11 protein-coding genes are annotated in these 21058 nt (G+C 69.8%); 9 read left to right on the forward strand and 2 right to left on the reverse strand.

Features of this window, described 5'->3' with window-relative positions:
- Positions 1-334: 334 nt before the first annotated feature.
- Positions 335-3970, forward strand: a complete 3636-nt coding sequence (locus RIE32_02125) for an immunoglobulin domain-containing protein (GenBank protein ID MEQ9095041.1) — start codon at positions 335-337, stop codon at positions 3968-3970.
- An 84-nt stretch (positions 3971-4054) separates the two neighbouring features.
- The gene (locus RIE32_02130; protein MEQ9095042.1) at positions 4055-7750 is read left to right on the forward strand and encodes an immunoglobulin domain-containing protein; all 3696 of its coding nucleotides are present in this window, start codon (positions 4055-4057) and stop codon (positions 7748-7750) included.
- A 64-nt stretch (positions 7751-7814) separates the two neighbouring features.
- Here the strand turns inward: RIE32_02130 and RIE32_02135 are convergent, their stop codons facing one another.
- Together RIE32_02135 and RIE32_02140 are read right to left on the reverse strand one after the other, a co-directional pair.
- Positions 7815-10079 carry a serine/threonine-protein kinase gene (locus RIE32_02135; GenBank protein ID MEQ9095043.1) on the reverse strand — a complete coding sequence of 755 codons (2265 nt, stop codon included), beginning with the start codon at positions 10077-10079 and terminating at the stop codon, positions 7815-7817.
- Between the two features lie 6 nt (positions 10080-10085).
- A complete protein-coding gene (locus RIE32_02140) occupies positions 10086-10619 on the reverse strand; it encodes an ECF-type sigma factor (protein MEQ9095044.1) in 534 nt (177 codons plus the stop codon).
- Between the two features lie 508 nt (positions 10620-11127).
- Between RIE32_02140 and RIE32_02145 the strand changes: the two genes are divergently transcribed.
- The 7 genes from RIE32_02145 to RIE32_02175 form a co-directional block, all read left to right on the forward strand.
- Positions 11128-14232, forward strand: coding sequence for a serine/threonine-protein kinase (locus tag RIE32_02145; protein MEQ9095045.1), 3105 nt, complete (start codon positions 11128-11130; stop codon positions 14230-14232).
- Positions 14233-14415: 183 nt separating this feature from the next.
- Positions 14416-16383 (forward strand): bifunctional serine/threonine-protein kinase/formylglycine-generating enzyme family protein, encoded by a 1968-nt coding sequence (locus RIE32_02150; GenBank protein MEQ9095046.1) that lies wholly within the window; start codon positions 14416-14418, stop codon positions 16381-16383.
- A gap of 51 nt (positions 16384-16434) precedes the next feature.
- Positions 16435-17037 carry a sigma-70 family RNA polymerase sigma factor gene (locus RIE32_02155; GenBank protein ID MEQ9095047.1) on the forward strand — a complete coding sequence of 201 codons (603 nt, stop codon included), beginning with the start codon at positions 16435-16437 and terminating at the stop codon, positions 17035-17037.
- A 64-nt stretch (positions 17038-17101) separates the two neighbouring features.
- Complete coding sequence (locus RIE32_02160) at positions 17102-18862, forward strand: collagen-like protein (GenBank protein ID MEQ9095048.1); 1761 nt, start codon at positions 17102-17104, stop codon at positions 18860-18862.
- Complete coding sequence (locus tag RIE32_02165) at positions 18862-20070, forward strand: hypothetical protein (protein MEQ9095049.1); 1209 nt, start codon at positions 18862-18864, stop codon at positions 20068-20070. Before RIE32_02160 ends, RIE32_02165 begins: the two co-directional genes overlap by 1 nt.
- A 28-nt stretch (positions 20071-20098) precedes the next feature.
- Complete coding sequence (locus tag RIE32_02170; protein ID MEQ9095050.1) at positions 20099-20488, forward strand: GC-type dockerin domain-anchored protein; 390 nt, start codon at positions 20099-20101, stop codon at positions 20486-20488.
- A gap of 98 nt (positions 20489-20586) precedes the next feature.
- Positions 20587-21058 (forward strand): hypothetical protein (locus RIE32_02175; protein MEQ9095051.1); only part of this gene is annotated, 472 nt, incomplete at its 3' end.

Below are 21058 nucleotides of genomic sequence, written 5' to 3' on the forward strand. Positions count from 1 at the left end.
GTGCCCATCCCCGCTCCCCCCGCCCCGCGGTACGCTGGGCGCTGTCCGGGCCGGGCTCGGTCACCGCCGGGCCACGGCCCGCGCCAGTCGACCGACCCCCGGCGATGCCCGGGCGGCGGCCGGCGGGGCGGGGCTGGCGGCCGCGGGGCCGCGGGCGGCGGGATCACCGGGGCGGGGGCCGCCTGCGAGGGCTATGGGCCGGGTCAGAGGCCAATCTGAGCCGAAAGCGGCTCCGGCGTTCGGAATTCCAGGCGGACCGCTTTCCGGTGCCCGGCCGATTCTGCGCTGATGTGGGGAGACAAGGCCCGTGACCCTCGAACTCCGGAGACCCGCCATGCCCCTGCCCGCCCCCACCACTGCCACCGCCCGGGCCACCGCCCACGTCCTGGCCGCCGGCCTGGCGCTCTCGCTGAGCGCCGCGGCCGCGCTGGCCACGCCCGTGGAGATCCGTTCAGCGACGACCGTCGGCCCGCTGGACACCACGATCGAGTCGTCCGACGGGACGATCGTGCCGCTGGTGGAGGCCGAGATCATGGTCATCGGCACCACGCTGACGATCAACGGCCGGCACGACATCGTGTCGCTCGCGATCGACTCGACGGCCGTCGTGACCCACGACGCCGGCTTCATCTTTGACTACTCGGGTGGTACCGGCACCGACGTGATCTACGGCTTTGATCTTGCGACCAGCGGGGACGTCGTGATCGAATTTGGCGGACGGATCATTGTCGATGGGCGGGGATTCGCTGGCGACGAGGGTCCCGGAGCCGGCGCCTTGGATCCGGACTGGGCCGGTGGCGGAGCCTACGGGGGTGAAGGTGGACGGAGTGCTAGGAACGCTCCCGGTGGTCTGCCCTACGGCTCGGTGTTCGAGCCCGTTCTCTTCGGTTCGGGGGGCGGCACATCCCTTGCCGGCCCGCTCGGACGGCCGGGCGGCGGGTCGATCCGCCTGACGGTCGGCGGCACGCTGCTCCATAACGGCATCATCGAGGCCGATGGCAACTCGATTTCCGCCGGGGAGGGTGCCGGGGCCGGGGGCAGCATCTGGATTGACGCAACCAACATCGCGGGCACGTTGGGAATCATCCGCGCCAATGGTGGCAACGGTAACGTTTCGGTCAGCGGCGCTGGCTCCGGCGGCCGTGTGGCGGTCTACAGCGACGGCCTCATCCCGCCGGTGCTCATCGACCAACTCAACGCCTTCGGCGGCGACGGTTGGGCTGACGGCATCTTCAATGGCGACGGCGCCGCCGGCACGGTTTACGTCAGCCAGGCAGGCAACGCGACGCTCATCATCGACAACAACGGCCGCAACGGGCGCATCACGCCGCTCAACGACGTCGACGCGTTCGCGACGCCCTTCGATGGCAACGTCATCGTGCGCGGCCAGGGCAAGATCGGCCCCGCCGAGATGGAGGTGCTGGACCTGCACATTCTGGGCAACCTGACGGTCGAACGTGACGGCTTCATCACCGCCGATGGCCGCGGCTTTGGCGCCGACGAGGGACCCGGTGCGGGCGTGCTGGGCGCCCCGTGGGGTGGCGGCGCCGGGCACGGCGGCGAGGGCGGCCGCAGCGCCCGCAGCGCCTCGTCGGGCGGGACGTCGTACGGCTCGGTATTCGAGCCGATCGACTTCGGCTCTGGCGGTGGCACCAGCGTGGGCGAGGCGAGCGGCCGGCCCGGTGGCGGGGCCATCAAGCTCGTCGTCGATGGCACGCTGCGCGTGGACGGTGTGATCGAGGCCGATGGTCTCAGCCAGGGTTCGGCCGGGGAGGGCGGCGGCGCTGGCGGAAGCATCTGGATCGACGCGGCCAGCTTCACCGGCGCGACGGGCACGATCAGGGCCAACGGCGGCAACGGCAACATCTCCGTGAGCGGTGCGGGCTCGGGCGGGCGCATCGCGGTGTACAGCGGGACGGCGCTCCCCCGATTCTTCAGCGATCGCATCAACGCGTACGGCGGCGACGGCTGGGGCGAGGGCATCCTGCTGGGCGATGCCGCCGCCGGCACCGTCCTCCTGAGCGAGGCCGGCCAGGCCACGCTGATCATCGACAACGGTGGCCGCAACGGCCGGATGACGACCATGTCGGACACCGACGTCTTTGCCGAGCCGTTCGACGGAGACGTGATCGTGCGCAACCGCGGCTACCTCGGGCCCAAGCCGATGGAGCCGCTGGAGATGGACGTGCTCGGCGACGTCACGATCGCTGAGTTCAGCTACATCACAGCGACCGGCCGCGGCTTTGGCGCCAACCAAGGGCCGGGCGGTGGTGAGCAGTCGCTCTCGTGGGGCGGCGGAGGGGCCCATGGCGGCCAGGGCGGCAACGGCGCCGGCGGCCTGGGCGGCGAGGCCTACGGATCGATCCTGGAGCCAACGACGCGCGGCTCGGGCGGCGGTACCTTCATCGGTGGCGGCCAGGGCGAGCCCGGCGGCGGCGCCATCCGGCTCTTCGTCGGGGGCACGCTCTTCTTCGAGGGCTTCATCGACGCCAATGGCCTCAGCCAGGACACGGATCGCGAGGGCGGCGGGGCGGGCGGCAGCGTCTGGATCCGCGCCCCTCGCATCGCCGGCACGACCGGCACGATCCGGGCCAACGGCGGCAATGGCAACGTCAATGGCAGCGGCGCCGGCTCGGGCGGGCGCATCGCGGTCTACGTCGACAGCCCCTTGCCCCCGCTCTTCGATGAGCGGTTCTTCGCACGCGGCGGCGGTGGCTGGGGCAGCGGCATCCTGCAAGGCGATGGCGCGGCCGGCACGGTGCTCATCGAAGAGGATGGCGATGGGCGGCTGATCATCAACAATGGCGTCGATGGACGCATCACGACCATCGGCTCGAACAACCCCGAAGTCGACGGCGACGGTCGCTTCGCGCTGGACGTCCCCGTCGATGTGACGGGCTTTGCCAGGCTCGGGCCCCAGCAGGGCGAGTTCGTGCACTTCGACTTTGGCGGAGACGTCACCATCGCTGGAAGTGCCGAGTTCACCGCTTCTGGCATGGGCTTCCCGACCGACCAGGGTCCGGGCGCCGGCACGGCGGGCCGCACCTGGGGCGGCGGCGGCGGCCACGGCGGGGCCGGCGGGAATGGCCGTAGCGACGACCCTGAAGCGATCGGCGGGGGCAGCTACGGCATCGATACCTTCCCGACCACGCTGGGCTCGGGCGGTGGCCGCGATCCGGACTCGGACATCGATGCCGGCGCCGGCGGCGGCGCCTTCCGCCTGAGCGTTGGGGGGACGCTCATGCTCGATGGCCCCGTGCTGGCCGACGGCATCAGTGGACGTGGCGAGCAAGCCGGCGGTGGATCCGGCGGCAGCATCTGGATCGATGCGAACGCGATCACCGGCACCAACGGCGTCTTCGCGCGGGGCGGGACCGGTCCGAGCGCTGGTGGAGGCGGAGGCGGTGGGTACATCGCGATCTATAGCTGCCTGGTCTCCCCCTCCGTCACCGCGTCCGCGGCCGGCGGCGGCTCTGGCAGCGGCGAGCGCGGCGAGGACGGACGAACGCTCTTCGGCTCGACAAGCGTCGACATCACGACCCAGCCGCCCGCCGAGCAGACCCTGGCGCCTGGCAGCGCGCTCAATTTGTCGGTCAACGCGATCGGCAGCGGCTCGCTGTCGTACCAGTGGCGGTTCGATGGCGAGCCTCTGGTCGACGATGGGCGCATCAGCGGCAGCACGACCTCCAGTTTACGCATCACATCGCTGACCGAAGACGACGCAGGGCGGTACGACGTGCTTGTCTCCGATGCCTGCGGGCCATTTCCCAGTCAAAGCAGCGTCCTGATTGTGGACGATACCTGCCGCGCCGACTTCGACGGCGATGGCGAACTCACGCTGTTCGACTTCCTGGCCTTCAGCAACGCCTTCGACGCCGGCGATCCGCGTGCAGACTTCGACGGCGACGGCTCGCTCACGCTGTTCGACTTCCTGACGTTCAGCAACGAGTTCGATGCGGGCTGCCCCTGAAGTCAGGTCGCGTCCACACCCGGAACACCAAGCCAGAACATTGCGGCTGGCGATGCCACGCCGGCGACGAGGAGAGACCACGCCATGATGAGCCCGACCACCCCCACCACACCCACCACCGCCCCCGCCGCCCACCGCGTCTTGGCAGCTGGCCTGGCGCTCTCGCTCAGCGCCGCCGCGGCTCTTGCGACCCCGGTTCTGATCACCGAACCAACGACCATCGGCCCGCTTGACACGGAGATCATGGCCCCCGATGGCACGATCGTGCCGCTGGCAGAAGCCGAGATCACGGTCAGCGGGACGACGCTCACGATAAATGGCCGCCACGACATCATGTCGCTCGTGATCGGCACGGGCTCCGTCGTCACGCACGACGCGAACTTCGTGTTTGATTACTCGATGGGTGCGGGCACGGACGTGGTCAACGGATTCGACCTCGCCGTGGCGGGCGACGTCGTCGTCGATGGCTCGATGTCCGTGACCGGTCGCGGCTTCCCGGGCGACCAGGGCCCGGGCGCTGGCTCCCTCGATCAGTCCGCGGGTGGCGGCGGTGGACACGGCGGCGAGGGCGGCAACAGCAACACCGGCGCCGCTGGCGGCATCACGTACGGATCGGTCCTCCAACCGGTCGAGTTTGGATCTGGTGGCGGCACCGACATCGGTGGCGTCGAGATGGGGCGCGAGGGAGGCGGCGCGATCCGGCTGATCGTGGGCGGCACGCTCACGGTGAATGGAGATATCTCCGCCAACGGCATCGGAGACGACGACGACAACCGCGAGTCAGGCGGCGGCGCCGGCGGCAGCATTTGGATCACAACGGCTTCGCTCCAGGGCACGACCGGCTTGATCCGCGCAACCGGCGGCGACGGCGAGGTTCGCGACAGCGTCCAATCGGGCGCAGGTGCGGGCGGCCGAGTCGCGATCTACACCGATGGCGCAATCTCGCCGTTCCTCCGCGACAGGATCACCGCCCTTGGCAATGACGGCTGGTCGAGCGGCATCACGGGCGGCGATGGCGCCGCGGGCACCGTCTACATCGAGGAGGCTGGCCGGGGAGAGCTGATCGTCGACAACAACGGGCGGAGCGGCCGCGTCACGGTGCTGTCGGACGATGACATCATCCCGCGTCCATTCGTTGGAGACTTGACGGTGCGCGCCCTTGGTCGTGTGGGTCCTGCGCCGCTGACAAGGCTCGACCTGGAGGTTACCGGGAACATGACGGTGGCGATTACCGCTCGCGTCGACGCGAACGGCCGCGGTTTCCCCGGGGACGAGGGACCGGGCGCCGGCGAACTCAACCAGTCCGCCGGCGGCGGCGGCGGCCACGGTGGCGAGGGCGGCAATAGCAACACCGGCGCCAGCGGCGGGATCGCCTACGGCTCCGCCCTGCAGCCGACAACGTTCGGCTCGGGCGGCGGTACCGACATCGGCGGCGTCGAGACGGGTCGCCACGGCGGCGGCGCCATCAAGCTCTCCGTCGGCGGCACGCTGACGCTGGACGGCACCATCTCGGCCGACGGCTTCGGTGACGACGACGACAACCTCGAGTCGGGTGGTGGCGCGGGGGGGAGCATCTGGATCGACGCCGGTCAACTTGCCGGCGTCAGCGGGGAGATCCGCGCGACCGGTGGCGATGGTGAGGTTCGTGATAGTGTCCAATCGGGCGCGGGCGCGGGTGGCCGCGTGGCGGTGTACGTCAATGATCCGATTCCCGCTTTCCTCATCGACCGTATTACCGCGCTGGGAAACGACGGTTGGTCGAGCGGCATCACGGGCGGCGATGGCGCTGCCGGAACGGTGTACATCGAGGAGGCCGGCGTCGGCACGCTCATCGTCGACAACAACGGCCGCAGCGGGCGTGTCACGGTGCTCTCGGACACCGACATCCTGCCCAAGCCGTACGACGGCAACATGATCATCCGGGAGGTCGGCCGCGTCGGTCCCGCGCCGATGACGCTGCTGGACCTTGAATTGACTGGTGACCTGGACCTGCAACTCAATGGCGTGATCGACGCCAGCGGGCGTGGCTTCCCCGGCGACGAAGGCCCCGGAGCCGGCGAGCGCAACCAGTCTGCAGGCGGTGGCGGCGGCCATGGCGGCCTCGGTGGCAACAGCAACACCGGCGGTGCCGGCGGTGCATCCTATGGATCCATCTATGAGCCCACGACGTTCGGCTCGGGTGGAGGTACGGACATCGGGGGATCGGAGACCGGCCGCCACGGCGGCGGGGCGCTCAAGCTGGTCGTGGGCGGAACGCTCACGATCGACGGCACGATTGCCGCCAACGGGTTTGGCGACGACGATGACAATCTCGAGTCGGGTGGAGGCGCCGGCGGCAGCGTGTGGATCGACGCGGCCGCCGTTGAAGGCGTCAGCGGTCAGGTTTCAACCTCAGGCGGGGATGGTGAGGTTCGCGACAGCGTGCAGTCTGGCGCGGGTGCCGGCGGCCGAGTCGCGATCTACTCCGGAACGCCGCTGCCTGACTTCCTCCGGGCCCGAATCACTGCGCGAGGCAACGACGGCTGGTCGAGCGGCCTGAACGGTGGCGACGGTGCCGCCGGTACGGTGTACCTGGTTGAAGATGGAGTCGCCACGCTGATCGTCGACAACGGTGGGCGCAACGGTCGATTGACGCCGTTCGGTTCGCAGAATCCGGAGGTTGATCCGGATGGACGCCTCGCGATCGCTGGGTCGATGCTCGTCACGGGCGAGGCGTACGCCGGCCCGGAGCAGGGTGAGTTCCTCCACCTGGACGTACAAGACGACGTCGAGGTGACCGGAACGGGCACGATCACCACGACGTTCCAGGGATTCGCGAGCGACGAGGGCCCCGGCGCTGGCATGGCCGGCCGCACGTGGGGCGGCGGCGCCGGTCACGCGGCCGCCGGCGGCGACGGCCGAAGCGATGATCCCGATGCGCTCGGTGGCGAACCGTACGGAATCGACACGTTCCCCGTGACGCTCGGCTCGGGCGGTGGCAGCGATCCGGACGCGCCGCGCCGCGGCGGGCGCGGGGCGGGCGCGCTCCGCCTGAGTGTGGGTGGAAACCTCGACCTCGTGGGCCCGATCACCGCCAGCGGCGAGAGTGCCGGCGGCAATGAGGCCGGCGGCGGCAGCGGCGGAAGCTTGTGGATCGAGGCCGGCTCGATCACCGGCGTCAGTTCGATCAGCGCGAACGGCGGCAACGGATCGAGCGCCGGTGGTGGTGGTTCGGGCGGGTATGTCGCGGTCTACAGCTGCGACATCTCGCCATCCATTTCGTTCTCGGCCAATGGTGGAACGACAGGGTCGGGTAGCCGCGGCGGCGACGGCACGGTGCTCGTCGGATCGACGTCCGTCGAGATCACTTCGCAGCCGCCGATGGAGCAGACCCTGGCACCGGGGAGCACCCTGGAACTCTCGGTCAGCGCGACCGGCGTCGGCCCGCTCACGTATCAGTGGCGGTTCGATGGCCAGCCCTTGATCGATGACGGCCGCGTCAGTGGCAGCACGACGACCGATCTTCGGATCACGTCGATCACCGAGGACGATGCCGGCCGCTACGACGTACTGGTGTCGGACATCTGTGGACCGTTCCCGAGCCGCAGCAGCTTCCTGATCATCGATGGAACGTGCCGCGCCGACTTCGACGGCGACGGCGAGCTCACCATCTTTGACTTCCTCGGCTTCAGCAACGCGTTCGATGCCGGAGATCTGCGTGCCGACTTCGATGGCGATGGCTCGTTGACGATCTTCGATTTCCTTGCCTTCAGCAACGAGTTTGACGCGGGCTGCCCGTAGAGGGAGACGGGTTTCCTGCGCATCCTCCCGTGGCCACCGTGCCGGCTCGTGGTCGGCACGGTGGTCACTCTTTGTCTTCTGGCCCACCACGTACGACTGGTTGGTTCATGCGAGCCACGCGATCTCGGAGGGCCTGGGCGTCGTCGAGCCGTCCATGCGTCGCATAGAGCGCCTCCAGCCGGCCGGCCTGCTGCTGCAGGTTCCTGGCCAGGTGGGCGTCGGCCATGGGCTGGGACCCCACCGCATCGATCAACGCGGCCACGGCCCGCTCTTGCGCGGAGATCGCCTGGTCGGGTCGGCCGAGCCGGGCATGCATTTCTGCCAGGACGCTCCACGTCGTCGAGAGGCGAGCGTGCACCGCCGTGCGACCGGGGTCCTGCCTCGCCAGCGCCTCGAGCATCTGCGCGGCAGCAATCAAGAGCTCTTGAGCCCGCGCGTCGTCGTGCTCGCAATAGATCCGGCCAAGCTTGAGACGGGCCACCGCCGCGTTGAAGCGGGACAGGTACCGGCCTGGATCGATGCGGAGCAGGTCGTCCGCGAGTTCGAGGCGCTCCTCGGCCATCACGAGCCACGGGGCGCGGTCCGACCACTCGGCCGGAATCCCGTCGTGGCTGACCGGCTGGCTGAAGCGGTCCAGGCTCCAGCTGAGATCGTCCAGCAACCCGACATGCCGAGGAAAGCGCGTGCGGGCATCGCGATGCAGCTCGAGCGCCTGCCGATAGGCCTCGGTGGCGTCGTCGTACGACTTCATCTGTGCGAGGCAATCGCCGTACACCACCAGTGCCAGCCCGAGATGACGGATCTCCTCCACGGGTGCGATTTCCGGCCGGATGTCGGCGCGCATCGAGCCGACGGCGTCAAGGGCGAGCGACGCCGCGCCGTCGAGGTCACCTCGGGCGAGCGAGATCCGGGCGCGCTCCGTACCAACGCGGGCCAGCAGCACGCGCAGGTCCCGGTCATCGGGGGCAAGGAGGAGCATCGAGCGGAGCTGCGAGTCCAGGCGAGTCGCCATCTCGGCCCGCTGCTCGAGCGTGCCGGCGTAGCGACCCAGGATCCTCACGCTGCCATCGAGCGTCTCGGTGAGCAGCGACTTCTGCAATTCCAGCACGCTGGAGCGATCACGGAGGGCCTGGGCCTGAGCCAACGATCGCTCCACCGCGATGCCCGCCGCGATGCACAGGCCTGCCGTGCCCACGAAGACGGCAAGGGCGTGGCGTGGGTGTCGGCGAACGGTGCGCGCCAGAAGCTCCAGAACCGATGGACGCCTGGCCGAGACGCCATGACCGGCCAGCAACGACTCCAGGTCCTCGGCCATCGCACCGGCGGACGAATATCGACGCGCCGCATCTTGTTCCACGGCCTTGGCGACAATCGCCGCGATGTCTCGGCCCTGGCGGAGCAGCCATTGATCTTCGATCTTGTTCAGCACACGCTCCAGCACCCGCCCGAGCGCGAAGATGTCGCTGCGCGTGTCGGCCGGGGCGCCCTCGAACTGCTCGGGGGCGATGTAGCCCAGGCTGCCCAGCAGCGCCCCCGGCTGGGTGAGCGTGGGCGCAGCCTGCCCATCCTCGCCGATGATCCTGGCGATGCCCAGGTCCAGGATCTTGGGTTGCGGATCCTCAGGCGTCCCGGCCACGAGGATATTCGTGGGCTTGAGATCCCGGTGGATCACGCCACGCTGGTGCATGTGCTCGACGGCGCGGCAGACAAGGGCGAGCATCCGGATGCGCACACGCGCCGGAGCCATCGTCGCCGTGCACCACTGGTCGATCGACTCTCCGGCGACGTACTCGGTCGCGATAAATGGCCGCCCGTCGTCGGTCTGGCCGGCCTCCAACACCGTGGCGATGTTGGGGTGGCTGAGCGCCGCCAGGGCCTGGGCCTCGCGGGCCATGCGCTCCACCGTGCTGGGCCGCACCTGGCTGGGCCGTAGCACCTTAATGGCCACATCCCGCTCGACCGGTTGACGCTGCCGAGCCAGGTACACGTCACCGTTGGCCCCAAAGCCAAGCGGACGCAGCACCTCGTAGCGTCCGCCCAATCCCGGCGCGTGCGAGGGCATGGCGTCGATTGCCGCGTGGCCGTCCATGAGTTCAACATCGAGGTCCAGCAGCGGCGTGTCGAGCGTCTGGGCCTCACCGGACGCCTCGGCGTCGAGCATACGGCGGAGCATCCGCGCAGCGCCCGCATCGCTCTGCTCCAGTTCGTTCAGCCACCGGTCGCGCTCGTGCGGCGCAGCATCGCACAGTTCGGCGAACCGGTCGATCAGATCGGCGAGGTCGGTCGCGGCCGACATGCTTGGCTGGCCAGAGCGTTGGGAATCGGCCATGGCTCATTACCTCGAGCCGGCGTCGGCCAGCTCGGTGGCCAGCCACGCCCGGGCGGCCCGCCAGTAGTTTGACACGCTGCGAGGGCTGACACCCAGCACGCTGGCGATGGCGACGTCGTTCATATGTCCGAAGTAGCGCATTCTGGCGACCCGGGCCGAAAGGGGGTGCTCGATTTCCAGTTTCGCCAGCAGTTCGGCGACGAGCGTGGCCCGCTGGGCGGCGATCGCCTCCTCGCGATCGCCCGGGATGTCTCGGCCATCCAACGGGGCCGGCATCATGCCCCCACCACGCTTGAGCGCGTTCTTGCGTCGGGCGTGGTCGATCAGGATGTTGGCAATGGCCTCGCTGGCGTAGGCCAGCAGGTGGTCCTTGGACGGAAAACGCAGCTCGTCATAGCCCTTGGAGGCGGCCAGCTTGAGGTAAAACTCATTGACCAGGGCCGTGGGCTGGAGCGTGTGATTGCCACGCTCGCCGACCATGGCGGCGGCGGCGATGCGGCGGAGATCGGCCAGCGCCGGTTCAAGCTGGCCGGCGGCCATGCAACGCCCGTCCCGCGGTTCCGCTCCGGCCACCGAGTCCCCCTCCGAATAGGCCTGGCCCCGATCCGACAGTAGTACAACCTAGGGTCGGCCAGGGTTTCTGATCGATGATCGGGAATATATCTGGTACAACTTCTCGAGACTGATCGCGGGCGTTCCAGATCGAGTTCTCCGCCGGCTGCCCCTGATCGCGATCGTCTCTCCTCTTTCTTCCCCAGCCCCGCCCGCACCGCGCGACCAGAGGGAGGCCGCGGACCGTGGGCGGGGCTTCTACAGCTCCCGATACTCATCCATCGTCTCGCGCACCCCATGCGGGTCGCGAACGTCCTTCATGGTGATCTCGATGCCCGATTGGCCCGAGTTGGAGATCTCCAGCCGGCCCGCCCCGCTCCGCCTGACGGTGCGTGATCTTCAGCACGCATCCGGGCGGCGGTGAGCTGGCCGCTGGCGGCGACTATCGTGTGTCGGCCGATCCAGGCCATGCCGGACTCGGGATTCGGGGGGATACATGACCAGGTCCGACGACGCGAGCGATCCGAACGCCCGGGCGGGTGATCGACCCGGCAATCGTGCCGGTTCGGCGGGCGAGACCGCGCCGCTGCCGGCCGGCGACCAGACGGTGCCGATGGCGTCCTCGGAGGGGCGTGGCTGGATGGGTTCGGGGCCGCACGATGCGCCCGACACGATCCACCGCTACCGCATCCTCGAAGCGCTGGGCGAGGGCGGCTTCGGCATGGTCTACCGGGCCGAGCAGACCGAGCCGGTGCGGCGCGAGGTGGCCGTGAAGGTCATCAAGCCGGGCATGGACTCCAGGCAGGTCGTCGCCCGCTTCGAGGCCGAGCGGCAGGCGCTGGCGCTGATGGACCACCCCGGCGTCGCGCGCGTGTTCGACGCCGGCACGACCGAACAAGGCCGGCCGTACTTCGTGATGGAGTTGGTCCGCGGCGAGCCGATTACCGATTACTGCGACCGCCATCGGCTGAGCGTGCGCGATCGCGTCGAGCTCATGATCCGCGTGTGCGAGGCCGTCCAGCACGCCCACCTGAAGGGCGTGATCCACCGGGACCTCAAGCCCAGCAACATCCTGGTGGTGCGCGATGGCGAGCGCGCAACGCCCAAGGTCATCGACTTCGGCATCGCCAAGGCCCTCGACCAGGACCTCACCCTCGCGACGATCCACACCAGCGTGGGCATGATGATCGGCACGCCCGAGTACATGAGCCCCGAGCAGGCCGTGGTCTCGGGCCAGGACATCGATACGCGCAGCGACGTCTATGCGCTGGGCGTGCTGCTGTACGAGCTGCTCACCGGCCACCTGCCCTTCGAGTCGACCGAGCTGCGACGGGCGGCGATGGCCGAGATCCAGCGGATCATCCGCGAGGTCGACCCGCCCCGACCCAGCACGCGGCTGGGCAGCGCGGCCGAGTCCGCGTCGGTCGCCTCGCAGCGGCGTACCGAGGTCCGCTCGCTGTCCAGCGTGCTGCGTCGAGACCTGGACTGGGTGTGCATGAAGTGCCTGGAGAAGGATCGCGAGCGGCGGTACAACACGGCCAACGCGCTCGCGCAGGAGCTCCAGCGATACCTGAGCAACGAGCCGGTGCTCGCTGGCCCGCCCAGCACAGCGTACAAGGCGCGCAAGTTCGTCCGGCGCAACCGCGCGGGCGTCATCGCGGCCAGTCTCGTGCTGGGCGTGCTGCTGGCCGGGCTGGCGGGGACGAGCTACGGGCTGGTCGAGGCCGACCACCAGCGCGACATTGCCCAGCGCGAGGCCGACGCCGCCAAGGAGGCCCAGGCCGCCGCCGAGGCCGCGCGTGCCGAAGAAGCCAGGCGCGCGGAAGAGCTCCAGCTCGTGGCCGACTTCCAGGCCGAGCAACTCGGGGCCATCGAGCCGGAAGTCATGGGGGCCAACATCCGCCGCTCGCTGGTCGAGGCCGTCCCCGAGGACACGCGCGGCCCGCTGGAGGACGCCCTGGCGCCGATCAACTTCACCAGCATCGCCATGACCACGCTGGAAGACAACATCTTCGAGCGCACGATCGAGGCGATCGACACGCAGTTCGACGATCAGCCGCTGGTCCGCGCGCAGCTGCTGCAGACCACCGCCGGCACGCTGCGCGACCTGGGCCTGCTCGAGCTGGCGACCGATCCGCAGCTGCGCGCCGTGGCGATCCGACAGACGCGGCTGGGCCAGGACCACCCCAAGACCATCGAGACCGTCACCAGCGCGGGCCTGCTGCGGATGGAGCAAGGCCAGCTCTCCCAGGCCGAGTCGTACCTGCGTGAAGCGCTCGACCAGGCCCGCCGGACCCTGGGCGAGGACCATCCCGACACGCTGGCCGGCCTCTTGAACACGGGCCTGCTCTTCCAGGCGCAGGGCGATGCCGCCGGGGCCGAGCAGCGCTTCCACGAGGCGTTGCAGGGCTTCCTCCGCGTGCTGGGCGAGGACCACGCCGAGACGCTCAAGGCGCTGCAGGCCATCGGCGCCTCGCTGCGCGCCCAGGGACGATTCGACGAGGCCGAGCCGTTCCTGCACGAGGCGCTGGAAGGCCACCGCCGCGTGCTGGGTGAGGACCACGCCGAGACGCTCAACTGCATGAACAGCATGGCCGTGCTGTACGCGGCACAGGGCAGGCTTGCCGAGTCCGCCGCGTTCCACCTGCGGGTGCTGGACGGGCGCCGGCGGGCCCTGGGCGAAGATCACCCCAGCACGCTGCAGAGCCTCCACAATCTCGGCCAGATCCTGAGAAACCAGGGTAAGCTGGCCGAGGCCGAGCCGCACTTGCGCGAGGCGTTGGAGCGCCGCCGACGCGTTTTGGGCAACGCCCACGCCGACACGTTGATGAGCATGAGCGGCGTCGGCCAGATCCTCAACGACCAGGGCAGGCTTGAAGAGGCCGAGCCCTACTACCGCCAGACGCTCGAGGGTCACCGCCGCGTGCTGGGCGAGGATCACCCCTACACGCTGACGAGCCTGAGCAACCTGGGCAACTTGTTGTCGGCGCTGGGCCAGTTCGAGCAGGCCGAACGGCTCCTGCGCGAAGCGCTCGAGGGTACCCGGCGCGTGCTGGGCGACGACCACCTCCATACGCTGATCGCCCTCAACAGCGTGGCCCTGGTGCTGGAAGAACAGGACAAGCTCGACGAGGCCGACCCCTACCGGCGCGAGGCGCTCGAACGCAGCCGCGCAACGCTGGGCGACGACCACCCAAGCACGCTCGTCAGCATCTACAACATGGCCGCCTTCCAGCAGGAGCGCGGTGAACTGGAAGAGGCCAGCGCCCTGGCCGAGGAAGCGGTGCGGCGCGGCCGGGCTGCGCTGGGCGAGGACCACTGGCACGTGGGCGTCTTCCTCGGACGCTCGGCCAGCATATTGGCGGCCATGGACCGGTTCGCCGACGCCGAGCAACGAGGCCTGGAGGCCTACGCGGTGCTGGGCGCGGCCCTCGGCGAAGCCCACGACCGGCCCAGGCGGGTCGCCAGGATGCTCGCCAACCTTTACGACGCCTGGCATCAGGCCGAGCCCGACGCGGGGCACGACGCGACCGCCGTGCAGTGGCGGGCCAGGCTGGGCGAGCCCCAGACCGATGAACCCGCCCCCGACGCCGGTGGATGAGCCCGTCCATCCGCCGACGGCACGCTGACCAACTTTGAACTGCTGGCGTTGCAGAACGAGCCTTGCCGCCGGCCGCGGGGCCCGATTGGCATCATGCCGGGCGCTCGGAGCCTCCGATGGTCTGGATATTGGCGACGCGAGCGTGAGACTGCGCGCCCGATGCGGCTTAGGTTCATGATGGCCATGGATTCCGAGCCCGCCAACCCGCCTCCTTCCCAGACCGACGACGGCCACGCCGCGGAGGCCCGGCTGGTGGTGGACCGCGCGATCCGGGCCGCCCGATCGGCGAGCCCCGGCCGGCCGGCGAATCGGGGCATCGCCGGATACGAAATCGTGCGCGAGATTGCGCGTGGCGGCCAGGGCGTGGTGTACCTGGCGCGCCGGCTCGCGGACGGGGCGGAGGTGGCCGTCAAGCTCCTGCCCGAGCCGCGCGACATGGAGGCGACGCGGCGGCTGCGGCGCGAGGCGAGGGCGCTGGCCGCCCTGGACCATCCGGGCATCGTCGCCTTCGGCGAGGTCATCGAGGCGGGAGGCTCGTGCGCCCTGGTCATGGACTACGTGCCCGGCGTGCCGCTGTCGCTGGTGCTGGCCGAGTTGGCCGCGATGGGAACGCCCGCCGCCGATCTGCGTCGCGTGCTCACGCTCCTGGCCCAGGCGTGCCGCGCCCTGGAGGCTGCCCATGCGGCGGGCGTGGTGCACCGCGACATCAAGCCCTCCAACATTCGGGTGCGCGCCGATGGCCACGCCTGCCTGCTGGACTTCGGCCTGGCCAGCCAAGCCGTGGATGCGGCGGGCCTGGGGGGCGTGGGGGGCGTGGGGGGTGCGGGCCCGACGATCTCGGCCACGCTGACGGGCCAGGGCCAGTTCGTGGGGTCGCTCCTGTGGGCAAGCCCCGAGCAGCTTCGCGGCAAGGAGGCAACACCGGCCAGCGACATCTGGTCGATGGGGCTGATCCTCCACCATGCGCTCACGGGGGGCGCCCCGCTCTACCCCGGCGGCGCCTCGCTTGGCAAGCTGGTCCGGCTGGCGTCGGCCGGCCGCGTCTCGATCCCCGAACGCCTGGTCGACGCCCTGGACGAGCTGGGCCCGCACGCCGCGCGCGACGCGCGGCGCGTGCTCCAGGACGCGCTCATGCCGGCACCGGGCGATCGGACGCCAACGGCCGCGGCCCTGGCCACGCAGATCGAGGCGCTCGCGTCGGGCGCGCCGGTACGCGCACGCCGCGCGACGCGGCGTGCGTGGGCGCGGCGCCTGGGATGGGGGCTGAGCGCTGCGCTCGCGCTAGGTGTGTTGGTCGTGGCCCTCCCGCTGCTGGCCACAACGTCGCCTGAACTCCCGGCGGTGCGCTACGAAGGCGGCATCCTGGCGCCGGGCGAGGTGCGCTTCATCAACGGCACGTGGCGGACCACGCTGGGCGACAAGCTTATCCTGTGCTGGGTGCCCCCCGGCTCGGCGATGCTGGGCACCAATCCCGACCCGCCGCGTCCCTGGAAGCCGGTCCTCGGCGACAGCCCGCTGCGCGAGGTCGCTTTCGAGCGTGGCTTCTGGATCGCGCGCGACGAGCTACGACAACTCACGTACAAAGCGGTCGTGGGCGAGAATCCGAGCCAATTCGTCGACGAGGCCAGGCCGGTCGAATCGGTGACGTACCACGATGCGCTGGCCTTTTGCGAGCTTGCCAGCGAAAAGTACGGCGTCCGCGTTCGCCTGCCCACCAGCGACGAGTGGGAGTACGCCTGCCGGGCGGGCACGCGCACGATCTTTTCCTTCGGCGACGACGTCCGGCTCATCGCCCGCTACGCCAACGCCGCCGACGCCTCGAACCCGGACCTGATCGCCGCCGCCTCGTACGACGATGGCTATCCGGACACCGCGCCGGTGAGCTCGTTCCTGGCCAACGCCTGGGGCCTGCACGACACGCACGGCAACGTGTGGGAGTGGTGCCAGGGGCCGTACGACTCCGATCCAGCCAGCCCCGGCGACGAGATCGAGGCCAGGGCCGACAGCCGCGGCGGCTCGTACATGGACGGCCCGGGCAGCATGGAGAGCGGGCACCGCAACCCGCTGCCGCTGGACACCCGCGCCAGCACGCTTGGCTTCCGCGTGGTGGTCGACCTCCCACCGCCGCCCGAGGCCCCGGGCCGTCCCTAACGCCACAGATCGCCTTGCGTTGCGCGAACGGGTGCTTTACACTGCCCGGCGATGGATTTCTCCCAGCGGCTCGTGGCGGCCCGCGATGGCGATGACGACGCGCTCCGAGCGCTGTTCCTGGGCGCGTATCCCGCGCTGCGCGCCGAGGTCGCCCGGTCGCTGCCCATCGACCTGGAGCGCATCGTCGCGCCCGAGGACATCCTCCAGGAGGTCTTCCTGGAGGCCACGCTGCGCCTTAAGGACTTCGACAACCGCGGCGAGGCGGCCTTCCACGGCTGGCTGCGCACCATCGCGACCCACCGCACCATCAACGCCGTGGCCGCCCAGCACACGCTCAAGCGGGGCGGCGGCGCCGCGCACCTGCCCCTGCTGGACGTGGCGGGCCGGGGCCCGGGCGGCGGCTCGCTCGCGGCGCTGGCCGATCACCAGAGCCTGGTGATGCGCCTCTTGCACTCGATGAAGACCGGGCCGCGGGAGCTGCTCCGCCTGCGTTTTGCCCATGGCCTCTCGCCCGCCCAGATTGCCACGACGATCGGCAAGACGCCCGAAGCGGTGGGCATGGCGACGCTGCGGGCCCTGGAGACGCTCCGCGACAAGCTGCGCTCGAGCGATCGCGGCGCCCGCGACGACGGAAACTCGGCCCCAAACCGTTAGGCCGACCCCGGATCGCTGCTCGGTGGGGTGAGGGAGAAAGTCCTCGCCCTCGGAGGAGCGTTCCATGATCCGAAGTTGCAGCGTCGTGATCGCGTGCGTGCTGGCCTGGCTGGCCGCCCCGTCGATGGCCCAGGAGATCAGCTACCAGGGCGAGCTCCGCGATGGGGGCGTGCCCTACGACGGCACGGCCCGGATGAAGTTCGTGATCGTCGACGACGACACGGGGTTGACGATTTGGTCGAGCGATGGCTCGGTGGCAGCGGGCAACCCGCCGGTCGAGCCCGGCGCGTTCGTCGAAGTGCCCGTCAGCGATGGTCTGTTCAGCGTGATGCTGGGGCTGGACTCGGCGGGCATGGTTCCCATCACCGGCGCCGGAGCGCTCAATCTCAGCCGCTCGTCGCTGCGGATGTGGGTGAGGACGGACGGCGCATTCGAGCAACTGAGCGACCAGATGCTCGCGTCGAGCCCATCGGCGCTCAGCGTGCGGCAGGTGGATCCGGAGGCGACCGGGCGGCTGGCTCGGTGGGATGGCTTCCGCCTGTCGCGCTCGTCCTTGCTCTCGGAGACGGCAACTGGCGTTGGCGTCGGCGTTGCTGAGCCCACAGAACGCCTCGATGTCGACGGACGCGTCCGCTCGCGATCGGGCGGCTTCGTGTTTCCCGATGGCACCGTGCAGACCACGGCGCAGCTCGTTGGGCCCCCCGGTGAGCAGGGCGAACCGGGTCCGAAGGGTGATACCGGAGATCCCGGGCCGGTTGGCCCAGCCGGGCCTGTCGGGCCCGAGGGCCCAACCGGACCTCAAGGCGAACAGGGCGTGCCCGGTCCGCCCGGGCCCGCCGGTGAGACGCCATGGACCGATGTTGCGACTGGCATCCAATACGCTGGGGGAAACATTGGTATTCGCAGTGCGCCGAGTGAGTTCTTTGCCGTCGATGTCGCACAGGATACGAGCGGACGCGCACTGGTTCGCACGCAGGGAGCTGAAGCCGGGTACTCGGTCGATCGACCGGATGGCAGTGGCTGGGGGCTGCAGGTGCGGGGTGACATCGGTGGCGACAACGCGGATCTGAAACTGCTTCGTGTGGCGGGCGGTGTGTTCCGAGGGATCGCTCTGCAAGTCGAGAATGCCAGCGGCAACGTGGGCATCGGGACGTCCGATGCCACGCACCGCCTGACCCTCCGTAGCTCCAGCGACGACGCCTCGCGGCCCCTGCTCAACATCAGCGACTACAACGCGGCGGGCACCGGCGGCACCGACCTGGTGGTGACCGGCGCCGATGACGGCATCACGATTACCAACAGCTGGCGGCCCCTGCACCTGGGCTCCTCGTTCGGCGGCCAGCAGGTGCAGCGCACGATGACGCTGGCCGGCGGCAAGGTAGGCGTGGGCGTGGCCAGCCCCGCCGAGGCGCTGGACGTCAATGGCCGCATCCGCGCGGGGCAGGGCTTCGTGTTTCCCGATGGGACGGTGCAAACCACGGCGCAGCTCGTGGGGCCGGCAGGACCAGCAGGACCGGCCGGGCCCGAAGGGCCGCGTGGCGAGCGGGGGCCGAAGGGCGATCAGGGGGACCAGGGTCCGCCCGGTGCTCAAGGAGAGCAAGGGCCTCCTGGTCCACCGGTTAGTACGTCGGCGGTCTGCCAGGACGGAATAATTGGATTGCCCACGCCATCGTGTAGTTCCATTTGTGAGAGAGGATGGATCGCATCCGTTCTAACACCATGCCAAGTGACTTCGGACACTGGTGACTGTTCTGCGACAAGCGCCGGAGGTGGTCCAACGCTGCCCGTGTACCGTGGTCGCTGCTGCGTGTGCGAGCCCATCTGATGCACATTGCCGCTTTCATTTCGTTGGTTTGTACAACTGCGGCTGCGGCCCAGCCCGTCGCCGTCGAGCTCACCCCCCACCGCTACGAGATGGCCCTCACCCTCGACGAGTTCAGCGTGTTCCACGGCGCGGCGGCCAGCGGCGTGGAGCGGTATGGCGGGTGGGCCGAGTTCGATGTGCGCATCGACGCGACCGATGGGCAGCAGCCCGTGTGGACCGTCACCATCGACAACCCGCGCATGCTCGAGGTCTGGCAGCAGTGGATGGCCCAGAGCACGACCGAGCTGGTCGGCCTGGTCGACTTCGATCGCCTCGATCGGGCCGCCGTCGCCGCCATGGCCACGACGCAGTCGGTCAACGCCAAGGTCGAGCAGGCGCTCGCCAGCCCGATCTGGGACCCCTCGACGGTCGCCGGCACGCTGCTGGTCGAGCAGCGCCAGGACGGCTCGCCACGCGTCGTGCTGGTGCCGCTGAGCGGCGCACAGGCCGACACCACCGGCCCGGCCAGCGACTTCGAGCCCCAGCCCCTGGTGCTCACCGGGGCGGTGGCCGAGGACCTGGCCGATTCCGAACTGGTCGGACAGGACGTACTCGCCGCCGGCCCCATCAAGGCCTACGGCTACATGGAGCTCACCGGCGTGACCGAACGCCTCGACGACACCGTCGAGATCTTCGTGATGAGCAAGTGCCCCTACGGCGTGGGCGCGATGACGGCGGCCATCGAGCGCGTGCGCGAGCTGGAGCGCCTGGGCGAGTCGGCGCCCGAGTTGGACATCCGCTACATCTTCTACGAAGCGCCCGCCGACGCATCGATGCAGGGCCCGGGCCAGCCGAGCGTGCGGTACACGTCGATGAAGGGCGAGGCCGAGGTGCAGGAGAACCTCGTGCAGATGGCCATCCGCGACGAGCACCGCGCGCACTACTTCGACTACCTCATGCTCCGGTCAACCACGCCGGCGGCGGACTGGCGCCAGCTCGCCCGCGCGGCGAGCATCGACCCCATGGCCATCGACGCCATCGAGCAGATGGTCGAGTTCGAGCGCGAGGAGATGATCTCGCGCGAGCACGCATACGTCGCACAGCAGCGCGGCGTAACCGACGGCAGCCCCACGTGGTCCTACGAGAGCCGGCTCGTTGCCGGACCGCAGGCCATCCCCGGATTCGAGAACCTAAGCATCCAGGCTGGCGGCTGCGCTGGCGGGCATTGAGACCGACCCGAGCACGAGGAGAGATCCGATGCGCACCGCAACCCTTGCGATCCTGACCGTGACCCTCATCGCGCCCTCGGCCCTCGCGCAGCTCAGCGTCGAGCGTTCGGTCTTCGCCGGCGGCGGCGGCGTGGCCGGTTCGGCCAACTTCTCGACGCACGCGACCGCGGGCGAGGGCGTGATCTCGATGGCCTTCGGCGGCGGGCTCGAAGTCTCCAGCGGCTTCTGGGCCGCCGGCGGGCTGATCGACTGCCGGGCCGACCTGGACGGCGACGGCACGCTGACCATCTTCGACTTCCTGGCGTTCCAGAACCTGTTCAGCGCGGGCGACCCACGGGCCGACTTCGACGGTGACGGCTCGCTCACCCTCTTCGACTTCCTGGCGTTTCAGAACGAGTTTGCCGCGGGTTGCCCTTGAACGAACCGCGCCAACCGCAGTGCAGAAGCCCTCGGCAACAACACGTCTTGCATGCGCGAGTTGCTGAGTCGTAACGGGAACAGTCCCAGGAGAGAGACATGAACAAGGCCCATCCGGCACACCACGCTCCAACACGGACGCCCCTGGCCCTGGTGGCCGCCGCGGGCCTGGTCCTGGCCCCCGCCGCCCCCACGGCCCATGCGCAGAGCACGATCGAGTGGGCCAGCCCGGTCGATGGCGACTTCGGCGTGGCGAGCAACTGGTTCCCGGCGGTCGTGCCCGGGGCGATGGACACGGCGGTCTTTGGCAGTGCCAGTCCATACATTGTTCGAGTGTCGTCGTCTCGGACGGTGGGCACGTTGGATTTCTCGAATCCCAACGTCGTCGTCGCCATTGCGCCGCAACGCGGTTTGAACGTTGGAGGAGCGAATGGCACCGGCACGATCGTGGTGAACGAGACCGCGTCGGGCGGCAACACGCAGTTCGGCCTCGAGAACGGCGCGGACATCTCGACCAACGTCGTGCTGAACGCACCCATCGGCGGATTCCTCGACTGGGCGCAAATCCGAC

The sequence above is a fragment of the Phycisphaerales bacterium genome (assembly GCA_040221175.1).
Classification (GTDB): domain Bacteria; phylum Planctomycetota; class Phycisphaerae; order Phycisphaerales; family UBA1924; genus JAHCJI01.